Raw genomic sequence first — 12477 nt, forward strand, 5'->3', positions numbered from 1 at the left:
CGATGATCCCGAGTCATCGATCAGCCGATCACCCGCGCCCGGACCACGGACCTCGCTCCACGGGCGCCGTTCCCGGGGAGGAACCTTGACCGACCGCAGCTCCGTGCCCGCCGCCGGTACGCCCGACCGCGATCTGCACGCCTTCATCGCCGGACTGCCCAAGGCCGAACTGCACGTCCACCACGTCGGCTCCGCCTCCCCCCGCATCGTCTCGGAACTGGCTGCCCGCCACCCCGACTCCAAGGTCCCCACCGACCCCGAGGCGCTGGCCGACTACTTCACGTTCACGGACTTCGCGCACTTCATCGACGTGTACCTGTCCGTCGTGGACCTGATCCGCACCCCGGAGGACGTCCGGCTGCTGACCTACGAGGTGGCCCGTGACCTGGCCCGCCAGCAGGTGCGGTACGCCGAGTTGACGATCACCCCGTTCTCCTCGACCCGGCGCGGCATCGACGAACTGGCCTTCATGGCCGCGATCGAGGACGCGCGCAAGGCGGCCGAGGCCGAGTTCGGCACCATGCTGCGCTGGTGCTTCGACATCCCCGGCGAGGCCGGTCTGGAGTCCGCCGAGGAGACCGCCCGCCTCGCCACCGACGACCGGATCCGCCCGGAGGGCCTGGTGTCGTTCGGGCTCGGCGGGCCCGAGATCGGCGTGCCCCGGCCGCAGTTCAAGCCGTACTTCGACCGGGCCATCGCCGCCGGCCTGCACTCCGTGCCGCACGCCGGGGAGACGACCGGCCCGGAGACGGTGTGGGACGCGCTGACCGAGCTGCGCGCCGAGCGGATCGGGCACGGCACCAGCTCGGCGCAGGACCCCAAGCTGCTCGCCCACCTCGCCGAGCACCGCATCGCGCTGGAGGTCTGCCCGACCTCCAACATCGCCACCCGGGCGGTCCGCACCCTGGACGAGCACCCGATCAAGGAGTTCACCCGGGCCGGTGTGCTGGTCACGATCAACTCCGACGACCCGCCGATGTTCGGCACCGACCTGAACAACGAGTACGCGGTCGCCGCCCGTCTCCTCGACCTGGACGAACGGGGCCTCGCCGACCTCGCCAAGAACGCCGTGGAGGCGTCCTTCCTGGACGCGCCGGGCAAGGCCAGGATCGCGCAGGAGATCAACACGTACACCACCACGTGGCTCGCCCCCTGATCCCTGCGCGATCGACCACCGCGCCATGGTCACAATGGGGGCCATGCAGACCGTGACCGCCGTGGCCCACCGCGGCGCCCCCTACCGCTTCCGGGAGAACACCCTCGACTCGCTGCGTTCCGCGCTCGACCTGGGCGCGGACGCGGTCGAGATCGACGTACGCCTCACCCGCGACGGCGTCCCCGTGCTGCTGCACGACGGGACGCTGAAGCGGCTGTGGGAGCACGACCGGCCCCTGCTCTCGCTGTCGGCGGACGAGGTGCGCGGGCTCACGGCGGGCGGGGTACCGACGCTGGCCGAGGCGCTGGCCGCGACCGGCGACAGCCGGGTGATGGTGGACCTGTGCGGACGGGTCGACCGCCGGACCGTACAGCGGGTGATGGACGTGGTCCGGCAGAGCGGGGCCCGGGACCGCGTGTACTACTGCGCCCACGCCGAGGCCATGCTCGCCGTCCGCTCCGCCGACCCCGCCGCCGAGATCGCCCTGACCTGGACGACCCTGGCCCCGCCCCGGCCGGCGCTGCTGGACGTGGTGCGCCCCCGCTGGCTCAACTACCGCTTCTCCCTGGTCGACCGGGACCTGGCGGCCCGCGTCCACCACGACGGATACCTCCTGTCCGTCTGGACCCCGGACACCCGCCGCTCCATGCGCCGCCTCCTCGAGCTGGGCGTCGACTCGATCACCACGAACCGCATCGACGCCCTGCACGCCCTGCGCAACGGCGGCTAACCGGCGGCGAACTCCAGCGGCGGCGCGATCGCCTGGGCGTCCGCGCCCTCGCCCACCCACAGGCGGATCAGCAGCGCGGCCGTGGCCTCCAGCAGGCCGGACCGGTCGAGGCCGCCGGCGTGCAGGGGTTCGCAGCCGAGATCGCGTACGAGCCGTCGTACGACCGTGAGCGCGTCCTCGTCGTCCCCGCACAGCGGGACGGCGAGGGGGCGGCCGGCGAAGACCGGCGGGGTCAGCCGCCAGACGCTCTCGTGGCAGAGGTTGAAGGCCTTCACCACGCGGGCGGTGGGAGCGGCGGAGGCGATCCGCTCGGCGGCCGCGGGGCCACCGGCCGTGAGCAGCCCGAAGTCCGGGCCGACCGGGTTGGTGCAGTCGATCAGCACCCTCCCGCGCAGGACGTCGGCGAGTCCGGCGACCACCTCCACGACCGCCGCGTAGGGCACCGCCAGCAGCACCGCGTCCGTCCCGTGCCCCGCCGCCGCCCGTACGTCCCCGCGCGACCGGCTGCCCGCGAGCACGTCGTGCCCGGCCCGCTTCCACTGCTCCCCCAGCGCGTCCGCCATGCCACCCGTGCCGAGAATTCCGATGCGCACAACTGCCACCCCGTCCAGGTCGGTTGGATTCACCTACGGCCACGACAGTAGGGAGCGGCTCGGGCACCATTCGGTACGTGACCGAAGACCAGGACTTCCTCGCCGACTGCCGCGCCCGGCTCGCCTTCGACCTGCTCGGCAACACCTGGAACTCCGTGGTGCTGTGGGCGCTCAAGGACGGCCCCCGGCGCCCGGGCGCCCTGCGCGAACACATCGGCGGGATCAGTCAGAAGGTGCTGACGGAGACGCTGCGGCGGCTGCAGTTCAACGGCCTGGTGGAGCGGCGGGCGTACGACGGTGCGCCGCCCCGGGTGGAGTACGGGCTCACCGGCCTCGGCCGGACCCTGCTCGCGCCCATCGACGCCTTCGGTGCCTGGGCGTTCGCGCACGGGGACGAGGTCGTGGCCGCGCAGGAGCGCTACACGCGCGAGCGCTGAGGGACCGTCGCCGGATCGGCGGGGGTGGCGCGGGTGAGGTACTGCGGGACGGGCGCCGAGTCCTTGCCGTCGTCGCGGACCAGGCCGTAGCGGATGGTGCCCTGCGGGGGGCCGGTGGTGACGTCCTGGTGCACGGCCTGCCAGGTGGACGGGAAGACGATGACGCCGTAGTCGCAGCCGCGTTCGTTCACGGTGAGGGTGACCGTGCCGTCCAGGTAGAAGTACTCGTTCTGCCACATCTGCTGGGTGCCGGCGGGCAGCACCGCGTAGCCGATGGTGGGGCCGCCCATGCCGGTGGCGTAGCCGTCGGGGCTGCCCGCGAGGGGGTCGTCCATCCGGCGGCCGCCGCCCGAGGCGACGTGGAACAGCTTGCCCTTCAGCCCGGTCCAGGCCGGCGGGACCAGCGAGCCGGGCCGGGACTTGGGCAGGATCTGCCAGCGGACCTGGACATAGCCCCGGCCGCTGAGCGTGACGCTGTCCCCGCGGTGCTGCATCACGGCCTTGGCGCCACCGGTGCTGGTGATGCCGGTCTCGGGCCGGTGGGGCAGCGCGGCCGGAGGCGTGTCCGGGTCGGGTGCCCGGTCGACGGCGTCGACGACCCTGCCGTAGACGGCCTTCTGCCGGGTCGGAGAGGGCGTGGGTGAGGGGGTGGGTGAGGCCGACCGAGGCGGCGAGGCCGAAGTGACGAGGGGCTGGACGGCCGTGCGGTCCGCCGTGGGCGTGGGTGCCGTGCGGGCGGGCGGTGCGCCGGGGGTGCGTACGGCGATGTAGGCGCCGCCCGCGACGAGTGTCGCGCCGGCCGTCACGGCCACGGCGGGCTTGGTCAGGGCGCCCAGCACCTTGGTGGACCAGCCGGCGGTGGTGGCCGCGGCCGCCGTCTTGCCGCCGAGGGCCAGCGACAGGGTGAACCCGGCCGGTACGGGCACCAGGGCGATCCCGACGATGAGCCGCTCGGCCGGTACGACGGGTTCGCGGGCGTCGCCGCAGTAGCCGCAGCCCCGGATGTGCCGGGCCAGCCGTTTGCGCCACACCGAGTCGGGCCGGCCGGGCCAGCGGGCGGTCAGTTCGCGCAGCTCGGGGCAGGCTCCGGCCAGGGCCCGGACGATGCCCCGGGAGGTCGCGAGGCGCTCCTTCATCCGCTGCACGCGGACGGCGGCGTGCTGTCTGCTGATGCCGACGGCGGCCGCCAGCTCGCGCCGGGTCAGCTCGCCGGCCACCTCCAGCCACCACAGCGACAGCAGCTGCCGATCCTCGGCGTCCAGCCAGCGCACGGCCTCCGCGACCTCGCGCCGCTGCCCCTCCAACTGGAGCCGCAGGACGGAGAGTTCGGCGAAGTCTCCGTCCTGCGACGGGCACTCGGCGGACCGCCGGCCCTTCCCCCGGCGCGCCCGGTCGCGTATCTGCCGCATGGCGATGGCCATCAGCCAGGACCGGAAGCTGTCCGGGTCGCGGAGGGTGCCGAGGTTGTCGACGGCGCGGATCATGGTCTCCTGGACGACGTCGTCGACGTCGGCGTGGCCGTTCAGGGCGCGGCCGACGACGTTGTAGACCAGCGGCAGCCAGCCCTCCAGCAGTTCCTCCAGGGCCCGCCGGTCACCGGCCTGCGCGGCGGCGACGGTGGCGGACCACTCCCGCCCGCTGACGTCCGTCCTCATGCCCGCACCTTCTCAGCCCGGGCCGTCCTGCGTGCAATGCCGTGGATCACAGTGAGGAGACGGGCTCGGCGGGGGCCGGATAACAGTTTTCCGGGCTGTCTTCGCTCTGCTTTCGCTCTACTGGGTGGAGGTGGGGTTCACCCACCAAGGTTCTCCCGTCGATCGCTTCGCCGCGGTCGCGGTTGCGGTTGCGGTTGCGGCGAGCGGCTTCGATCGACGTGTGGTGTTCCTGCCGTCGGTGACGGCGATCGTGTAGCGGTGGCGAGAGCCAGGGGTGACGGAGTCTGCGTACGTCATCTCCGGAAGGTTCCAGTCGACCGAACGCTTCTTCAGCGAAGCCACACGGACTCCGTCGCGATAGATCAGGTACGTCAGCTCCGCGTCGTCCCGGTCCCAGGTGGCCTGCCAGGCGAGCGTGACCTTGCCGTCGCCTGAACTCTTGGCCGTGAGCTCGGGGGTTGCTTCGGGAGCGGTGTTCGCGGGGCCGGCCGAGAAGCGTGTCAGGCCCTGCTGGGGTTTGCCGTTGACCGTCGTGAACTCGCCGCCCGCCCAGAGGATTCCCTTGGCCATCACCAGTGCGCGGGGACCGACCGCCTCCCCGAGTCCGTCGTCCGTGTCGGGGAACCAGTGCAGGATGCGTCTGTCGCTGACGGACTGGACCAGGAAGTGCCGACGACGTCCATCGGGGAAGCCGCCGGGAGTGCGCACGCAGTTGTGGGCGTGGGATGCGCTGTAGAGAACACCGTAGTGCACGAGAATGGCCTGGGTGGCACCCTGACAGTAGTCCTTCCAGACCATCTTGCCGTCGGACAGACGGCCGGCGATGCGACCGTCGAAGACGCCCGTCCCTCTGCCTTCGGCCCCCACATAGAAGTTGGTCTTGTCGCGTGCCAGTGTCTTCACCGACGAGTACTTCGGAAGCCACCGCCGGAACGAGGTCACGGTCGAGCCCGTCGAGGGATTCAGCGCGACCAGCGACCCTTCCGACGCGCCGTTGACCTGGTGGAAGTCACCGCCGACGAGAACCTTGCCGTATTTGGGCGCGGCCAGGACGGCCCGCACCGGCTCATCGATGTCCGCCGTGAAGGGCAGGAGTGAGCCCTTTGTACTGAGCGCGGCGATGTGGTTTCTGGTCTCCCCGTTGACGGCCTCGAAGTCGCCACCCAGGTACACCGTGGATTTGGTGGTGTCGATGGCCCGAACCGTGGCCCCCACCGCGGGGCGGAAGTCCTCGCGCAGCGAGCACTTGGCCGTGTTGAGCGCGACCGCGCTGGCCACGCCGGTCTTGTCGACCCTGCCGAACGATCCGCCGACATACAGCACCTTGCCGTCGGGCGACGCCTTCAGGGCCCGTACGGTCCCTTCGGCCTCCGTGAAGGAGTGGGCGCACGGCAGCAGCTTGCCGGTGACGGCGTCGAACGCGGCGAAGTTCTTCCGGGCGACCTCCTTCTGACCGGGTTCCGCGCCCGGCGGGCGGACGCTGTCGAAGGTGCCGCCTACGTACACGACACCGCGCGCGTAGGCGACCGACCAGACGATGCCGTTGGTCTGCCATGTCGCCAAAGGGGCGGCGGTCAGGATCTTTTCGGCGCGTGCCGGCGAGCCGTGGGCGGTCGCGGGCGGAGCGGCCGCGAGAAGGGCCACGGTCGAGGCCGTGGTGACGAGCCTCGTCGTGCATTTCCTCAGACGCATGGAACATCCCGGGATGGAAGTGGTATAGGGGTGGCCGGAAGGGGAGAGGGTGACGAAAGCCCCGCAAACTATACGAATTACACACCTTGCCGGGGTGGTTCCCAGGCCGACGTCGACCGTCGCGTCACCCGTCGGCAGCATCCCGGGGCGCCCGTTTCGCAATGCCCGCATGTCCGCGCACCAGGCCCTTCGCTCGGCCGAGTTTCCCCGGCTTCACCGACATCCACATCGCCTTTCTGGTCCTTTTATAGGACTCAAATGGCCCAGGGAATGGAGTCGCAAAGCGTGCAGGCCACCGTGCTGTGGAAATGTTCACGGCGCCTGGTGGACAGACGTCCAGCGCTCGAACTCCCAACAGAAGAAGCCTGGGAGTTCGTGAGGGCGAGATCAGGCGCCCGAGATCTGGGGCCCTAGCAACAAGGAGGAGTGCTCGTCATGCGAGTGACTACCCGTTCGAAGAGACAGGTGTGGGGAGCGCGGCTCGCCTGCGCCGGCCTGACCACGGCAGTGGCTCTCGGCATCGCCGCCAGCCCCGCGTCGGCCGCTCGGGAGCCGGGGCCGCCGAGCGCGGCGGGCGTGCAGCCCGTCGAGTACGACCAGCACCCGAGCTGCGAAGACATCCTGGGGGCCGGCGCGTTCACGTTCGATTTCAGGCAGCAACCCGTGAACGACGGGACCTTCACCTTCGACTCCCCGAACGACAACGGTTCGGTCACCCTCGACGTTCACGGCCCCTCCACCGCTCAACTGGTCGACTTCACGATCAACGGGCCGTACGCCGCCCGCGGGATCATCGTCGAAGGCGGGTCGAGCTCCAACTTCTACAGCTACGGCGCGCCTGGCTTCCCCAACGGCATCGAGTCGGACGAGGACCTCCACGCGCCGGTCAAGAACATCGGCGTGGGGTTCGACAACCCCACCCACCTCCACGTCTGCGGGATCCCCAGCAACTACTACACCTGACAGAGGCACGGGCCGGCCGCACAGGACCGGCTCACGGGCGGGGCGTCGTGACCACGCTCACGCACCCGCCACCGCAGTGAGATCGGGGCCCGGGAAGCCGGGCCCCGTCTCCTTTCCGAACCCCATCCGAACCACATCCGGACCGCATGCGGACACCACGCCTAGGGGCCATCCCGTACAACTCCCCTGATCCACGCCCTGGTTGCTGGGGGATGTGTCAGGGTCGCGACCCCTCCCTGCCGACGATCCCGATCACGGCGCACCGGCCGAGGATGATCACGAAAGCCCACCTCATCCTCCCCAGGAGCCTCCATGCGTCTGCGCAGCCGCAGCACCGTACTCGCCGCCTCCCTCGTCCTGGCCCTGACGGCCAGCCCGCTGGTGGCGCCCGCCTTCGCCGCGCCGACGGCCGCGGTGACGGCGCGAACGGCGAAGACCGTCCCGGATCCCGCGGCCCTGCAGGCCGCCCTCGCCGGGCTGCCCGACTCCGACGCGACCGCCGCGCTGGTGCGGATCGGCGGCACCGACGGCAGTTGGCGGGGCAGCGCGGGTGTGCACGATCTGGCGAGCGGGCGGGCGGCGGATCCGGACGCCCTCTTCCGGGCCGGTTCCACGACGAAGGTCGTGACGGCGGCGACCGTGCTGAAGCTGGCGGCCGAGGGCAGGGTCGACCTGGACACTCCCGTCCAGCGCTACCTGCCCGGACTGCTCACCCCGGCTTTCAAGCCCATCTCCGTACGGCAGTTGCTGAACCACACCAGCGGGATCAAGCCGGGCGACGGCTGGGGCGACGACTTCGCGGACCAGTACCCGCACCGCTTCGACACGATCACCCCGGAGCAGGTGGTGGCCTCGGCGGTGGCGAAGGGGCCGGAGTTCGACCCCGGTGACCAGCAGGACTACCTGAACATCAACTACACGATCCTCGGGATGCTGATCGAGAAGGTGACGGGACACTCGTACGCGCACGAGGCGACCCGGCTGGTGCTGCGCCCGGCCGGCATGCGCCACACCTACTTCCCGGGCACCGACCCCGTGATCCACGGCCCGCACAACCACGGCTACCAGCTGGTGAAGGACGCCGACGGGACCACACGGTTCGTGGACGTCAGCGACTGGAACCAGGCGGACCGCTGGGCGGCGGGCGACATGATCTCCACGACCGCCGACCTGGAGCGGCTGATCAGGACACTGTTCCGGGGGCAGATCGTCCCCGAGCCGCAACTGCGGGAGATGTTCACGGTGCCGGCGAACATCACAGGTGCCACGTACAGCGCCGGTCTGCAGCGGTTCGAGTACAAGGGCACGGTGTACTGGCTCAAGTCCGGCGCCCGCTACGGATACAGCACGGCGATCGCCGCCACCCAGAACCTGAGCCGCACCCTCGTCTACTCGGTCAACTCCACGGACGCCAAGGGCGAGTCGGCGAACGCGGTCGCCCAGCGCATCATCATGGCCACCCTCAAGCAGCAGCCGGAGCGCTGAGCGCCTCCAGCCGCTTGATCTTCTGCCGTACGACGTACAGCGGGACGACCCCGAACACCCCGAACGACATGTCGATCAGCGACCACCAGAAGGGGATTCCCCGGATCGGTCCGCAGATCAGGGCGAGCGGGATGATCCCCGCGCAGGCGATCATCCCGAACTCCACGACCCAGATGTTGCGGACCGGGTCGCGGTACGGCCCGTAGAAGGCGACGGCGATGACGAGATGCGCGAACGCCAGCCAGTCCGTGCCGTACAGCACGAACGGGTACTTGGCGTCGACGGTTTCGAGTCCGTCCCGCACCCGCGAGATCCACGCCATGAGCCCCGGCAGATGCTCGGGCACGGACAGCGCCCGCAGCACGCTCTCCGTCCACCGGAGTTCGTGCACCAGCGGAAAGGCGGTGGACCCGCTGAGCACGAGACACACGACGAAGGTGACCAGCCAGACGCGAATGCCCTTGAGCAGGGCGGCTCTGTCGCTCATGGCAGGAGCGTACGCCTGCATTTGAACACGTTCAAAACCACCCCTCCCCGTTCTGGCGTCTTCTGAGAGATCCAGGCCCTTCGGGCACTGGTGGACCAGCCGTTCCCGTGGTGTGCTGGACGTGGCGGGAAGGACCTCTTGGAGACGCGGGGAAGCGGCTCACTGCCGTGCACCGCGCAATCGGGATCCGCGAGAAGTGGATGACGCCCTTCCCGCCCTTCATGCCGTCACGCCGGCCCGGCGTCTACTGCGCGGGCAGCGGTACCCGCCATTCCAGCGTGGCGCCGCCGCCGTCAGGGGTGGACACGTCGAGGTGCCCGCCGAGCCGCTCCGCCCGCTCGGCCATGTTGCGCAGCCCGCTGCGGCGGCCGCCGGGCGGGATGCCCACGCCGTTGTCGGTGACCGTCAGTGACACGTCGTGGCCGTCGGTCCGCAAGACGACCTGGGCCCGGTCGGCGAGGGCGTGCCGGGCGGTGTTGGCGAGGGCCTCGGAGAGCACGGCCACGACGTGGTCGGCGACCGACGCGGACGACCTGGCCCGCATCCCTGCGCTGTTGCAGCCGTGGGCGGCCCTGCCGGGCATGGACCACGCGGTGCGTATCCATCCCGTCCTGGTCACGGGCATGCTCCTGACCACGAGAGGCGAGGTGCCGGAGGACGAGGACGCCTGATCGCCCGTACGCCTCGCGGTGGCTCGTACGCCGGTGGATCCTGAGGGCGGACGGCGGAGGTCGACGCATGGCCAAAGGCTGGGCCGGGCGGATTGCCCAAGGCTGGGCCGGCCGGGTTCCGGGGCTGCGCGCTCGCGTGCCCGGACCCGGTGCACTCCTCGCGGGCCTGTGGAGCCGGCTCCGGGACGACCTGCCGGCGGGCGTGACGGTGGCCGCGTACCTCGTGCCGCAGGTCATGGCGTACGCGGGCGTGGCCGGTCTGCCACCGGTCACCGGGCTCTGGGCGATCCTTCCGGCGCTCGGCCTCTACGCGGTGTTCGGCTCCTCGCACCTGCTGTCGGTCGGCCCCGAGTCCACGACGGCCCTGATGACGGCCACGGTGGTGGGCCCCCTGGCCGGCGGCGACCCGACCCGCTACGCCTCTCTGGCATCCGCCCTCGCCGTCACGGTCGGGCTGCTGTGCCTGGTGGCCCGGGTGATCCGGCTGGGCTTCCTCGCGGATCTGCTTTCCCGGCCGGTCCTGGTCGGCTATCTCGCGGGCGTGGCACTGATCATGGCGGTGGACCAGTTGCCCAGGCTCACCGGTGTGCGGACGAGCGGCACGAAGTTCTTCCCGCAGCTGTGGTCCTTCTTCGGCCATCTGGCGCAGGCCCACACGGCGACCGTGATCCTCTCCGCCGCCGTACTGGTCTTCCTCTTCACCGTCGCCCACTTCTTCCCCGCTCTCCCCGGACCGCTGCTGGCCGTGGTCCTCGCCACCGCGGCCGTCGTCGCCTTCGACCTGGACGGCCGGTACGGCGTCGCGGTGATCGGCACGGTGCCCTCCGGCCTTCCGGACCTCGCGCTGCCGGATCTCGCCGAGGTACCGGACCTGGCGCTGCCCGCGGTCGGTGTGCTGCTGGTCGCGTACACCGACATGATCCTCACGGCGCGGGCGTTCGCGGACCGCGGCGAGCAGAAGCCGCTCGACGCCGACCGGGAGTTCCTCGCCCTGGGCGCCACCAACCTCGGCGCCGGTGTCGTGCACGGCTTCCCCGTCAGCAGCAGCGCCAGCCGTACGGCGCTCGCGTCCTCCGCGCACGCCCGCAGCCAGGTGTACTCACTGATCGCGGGGGCGGCGGTGCTGGCCGTCCTGTTGTTCCTCAGCCCGCTGCTGTCCCGCATGCCCGCCGCCGCGCTCGGCGCGCTCGTCGTCTACGCCGCCGCCCACATGATCGATGTCGCGGGCTTCCGCCGGCTCGCCTCCTTCCGGCGCCGGGAACTGTTCCTCGCCCTGGGCTGCCTGGCCGGGGTGCTCGCCCTGGACATCCTGTACGGGGTGCTCGTGGCCGTCGGCCTGTCGGTCGCCGAACTGCTGACCCGGGTGGCCCGGCCCCACGACGCGATCGAGGGCCTGGTCCCCGGGGTGGCCGGCATGCACGACGTCGACGACTACCCGGAGGCACGCACGATCCCCGGTCTGCTCGTGTACCGCTACGACTCGCCCCTGTTCTTCGCCAACGCGGAGGACTTCCGGCGCCGGGCGCTGGCCGCCGTGGACGCACAGAACGAATCCGTCCGCTGGTTCGTCCTCAACACCGAGGCCAACGTGGAGGTCGACATCACCGCCCTGGACGCCGTGGAGGAGCTGCGCGGGGTGCTCACGGACCGAGGCATCGTGTTCGCGCTCGCCCGGGTCAAGCAGGACCTGCTGGACGAACTCGAGGCGTACGGCCTCGCGGAGTCCGTCGGCGCCGGCCGCATCTTCCCGACGCTGCCCACGGCGGTGGCCGCGTACCGGGCATGGTGCCGCGACCGCTGACCCGCTTTCGCCGCCAATGGGGCCGATCGGCCCTGGTGCGGACGGCACCCACGGATGATGATCGGCCTTGAGGACGGCCCTCAGGCTGTCCCGGCCGGGGAACGAGGGGTCGTCATGACCGAGGCACACACCTTCACCGAGCAGCACCCGATCCGGGTGTTCCTGCTGGACGACCACGAGGTCGTACGACGCGGCCTCGCCGACCTGCTCGACGCCGAACCGGACATCCGCGTGGTCGGCGACGCCGACACCGCCGAGCACGCCCTCACCCGCGGCCCCGCACTGCGCCCGCACGTCGCCGTGCTCGACGTCCGCCTGCCCGACGGGGACGGCATCTCGGTCTGCCGGGAGCTGCGCAGCCGGATGCCGGAGCTGGCCTGCCTGATGCTGACCTCCTTCGACGACGAGGACGCCCTGCTCGACGCGATCATGGCCGGGGCGTCCGGGTACGTCCTGAAGCAGATCAAGGGCTCCGACCTGGTCTCGGCTGTCCGCACGGTCGCCTCGGGCCAGTCGATGCTGGACCCCGCGACCACCGCCCGCCTCATGCGCTCCCTGCGCGCCGGCCCCGCCGAGACCCCCGCACTGCCGCCCGAACTGGCAAGCCTGTCCCCGCGCGAACGCGACATCCTCGCCCTGATCGGCGACGGCCTGACCAACCGCGAGATCGGCACCGAGCTCTACCTGTCCGAGAAAACCGTCAAGAACCACATCTCCCGCCTACTGGCCAAGCTGGGCGTACAACGCAGGGTCCAGGCAGCGGTCCTGGCCTCGCAGCTGGAGCAGCAGGGTGAACGGGGTTGAGGG

The 12477-nt window shown here is 71.1% G+C and carries 11 protein-coding genes and 1 pseudogene; 7 read left to right on the forward strand and 5 right to left on the reverse strand.

All coding sequences use genetic code 11. The annotated features are described in order from the left end of the window. Positions 1 to 85 precede the first annotated feature (85 nt). Both CRP49_RS03775 and CRP49_RS03780 read left to right on the forward strand, forming a co-directional pair. A complete protein-coding gene (locus CRP49_RS03775) occupies positions 86 to 1156 on the forward strand; it encodes an adenosine deaminase (RefSeq protein WP_373560325.1) in 1071 nt (356 codons plus the stop codon). Between the two features lie 43 nt (positions 1157 to 1199). Then, positions 1200 to 1886, forward strand: coding sequence for a glycerophosphodiester phosphodiesterase (locus CRP49_RS03780; protein ID WP_097252144.1), 687 nt, complete (start codon positions 1200 to 1202; stop codon positions 1884 to 1886). On the opposite strand, the gene CRP49_RS03785 is transcribed toward CRP49_RS03780, so the two are convergent. Then, complete coding sequence (locus tag CRP49_RS03785; protein WP_097252145.1) at positions 1883 to 2479, reverse strand: NADPH-dependent F420 reductase; 597 nt, start codon at positions 2477 to 2479, stop codon at positions 1883 to 1885. The two genes, CRP49_RS03780 and CRP49_RS03785, sit on opposite strands and share 4 nt — an antisense overlap. Positions 2480 to 2556: 77 nt before the next feature. On the opposite strand from CRP49_RS03785, the gene CRP49_RS03790 reads away from it, so the two are divergent. Then, on the forward strand, positions 2557 to 2916 hold the full coding sequence (locus tag CRP49_RS03790; RefSeq protein ID WP_097252146.1) for a helix-turn-helix domain-containing protein: 360 nt from the start codon (positions 2557 to 2559) through the stop codon (positions 2914 to 2916). Here CRP49_RS03790 and CRP49_RS03795 read toward each other — a convergent pair. Further along, complete coding sequence (locus tag CRP49_RS03795) at positions 2898 to 4571, reverse strand: RNA polymerase sigma factor (RefSeq protein ID WP_097252147.1); 1674 nt, start codon at positions 4569 to 4571, stop codon at positions 2898 to 2900. The genes CRP49_RS03790 and CRP49_RS03795 overlap by 19 nt on opposite strands. A 117-nt stretch (positions 4572 to 4688) precedes the next feature. Then, a complete protein-coding gene (locus CRP49_RS03800) occupies positions 4689 to 6434 on the reverse strand; it encodes a delta-60 repeat domain-containing protein (protein ID WP_257033307.1) in 1746 nt (581 codons plus the stop codon). 264 nt (positions 6435 to 6698) lie between these two features. On the opposite strand from CRP49_RS03800, the gene CRP49_RS03805 reads away from it, so the two are divergent. Beyond that, the gene (locus CRP49_RS03805) at positions 6699 to 7226 is read left to right on the forward strand and encodes a hypothetical protein (protein ID WP_143669958.1); all 528 of its coding nucleotides are present in this window, start codon (positions 6699 to 6701) and stop codon (positions 7224 to 7226) included. 312 nt (positions 7227 to 7538) lie between these two features. Next, on the forward strand, positions 7539 to 8711 hold the full coding sequence (locus CRP49_RS03810; protein ID WP_097252149.1) for a serine hydrolase: 1173 nt from the start codon (positions 7539 to 7541) through the stop codon (positions 8709 to 8711). Here the strand turns inward: CRP49_RS03810 and CRP49_RS03815 are convergent. Both CRP49_RS03815 and CRP49_RS03820 read right to left on the reverse strand, forming a co-directional pair. Further along, complete coding sequence (locus tag CRP49_RS03815) at positions 8689 to 9198, reverse strand: hypothetical protein (protein WP_097252150.1); 510 nt, start codon at positions 9196 to 9198, stop codon at positions 8689 to 8691. The genes CRP49_RS03810 and CRP49_RS03815 overlap by 23 nt on opposite strands. Before the next feature lie 244 nt (positions 9199 to 9442). Continuing rightward, a pseudogene (locus CRP49_RS03820) lies at positions 9443 to 9718 on the reverse strand (sensor histidine kinase); the annotation flags it as partial. A 218-nt stretch (positions 9719 to 9936) separates the two neighbouring features. On the opposite strand from CRP49_RS03820, the gene CRP49_RS03825 reads away from it, so the two are divergent. After that, the gene (locus tag CRP49_RS03825; protein ID WP_097252151.1) at positions 9937 to 11670 is read left to right on the forward strand and encodes a SulP family inorganic anion transporter; all 1734 of its coding nucleotides are present in this window, start codon (positions 9937 to 9939) and stop codon (positions 11668 to 11670) included. 114 nt (positions 11671 to 11784) lie between these two features. After that, on the forward strand, positions 11785 to 12474 hold the full coding sequence (locus tag CRP49_RS03830; RefSeq protein WP_097252152.1) for a response regulator transcription factor: 690 nt from the start codon (positions 11785 to 11787) through the stop codon (positions 12472 to 12474). Positions 12475 to 12477: the final 3 nt, after the last annotated feature.

Origin of the sequence: Streptomyces sp. Ag109_G2-15, from assembly GCF_900215565.1 — a bacterium.
Lineage (GTDB): Bacteria > Actinomycetota > Actinomycetes > Streptomycetales > Streptomycetaceae > Streptomyces > Streptomyces diastatochromogenes.

Excerpts from the sequence above, each read along its gene's own strand:
- CRP49_RS03810 (WP_097252149.1), top strand. The coding sequence starts at position 7,539 with ATGCGTCTGCGCAGCCGCAGCACCGTACTCGCCGCCTCCCTCGTCCTG.
- CRP49_RS03815 (WP_097252150.1), bottom strand. The coding sequence starts at position 9,198 with ATGAGCGACAGAGCCGCCCTGCTCAAGGGCATTCGCGTCTGGCTGGTC.
- CRP49_RS03780 (WP_097252144.1), top strand. The coding sequence starts at position 1,200 with ATGCAGACCGTGACCGCCGTGGCCCACCGCGGCGCCCCCTACCGCTTC.
- CRP49_RS03825 (WP_097252151.1), top strand. The coding sequence starts at position 9,937 with ATGGCCAAAGGCTGGGCCGGGCGGATTGCCCAAGGCTGGGCCGGCCGG.
- CRP49_RS03805 (WP_143669958.1), top strand. The coding sequence starts at position 6,699 with ATGCGAGTGACTACCCGTTCGAAGAGACAGGTGTGGGGAGCGCGGCTC.
- CRP49_RS03830 (WP_097252152.1), top strand. The coding sequence starts at position 11,785 with ATGACCGAGGCACACACCTTCACCGAGCAGCACCCGATCCGGGTGTTC.
- CRP49_RS03795 (WP_097252147.1), bottom strand. The coding sequence starts at position 4,571 with ATGAGGACGGACGTCAGCGGGCGGGAGTGGTCCGCCACCGTCGCCGCC.
- CRP49_RS03800 (WP_257033307.1), bottom strand. The coding sequence starts at position 6,434 with ATGCGGGCATTGCGAAACGGGCGCCCCGGGATGCTGCCGACGGGTGAC.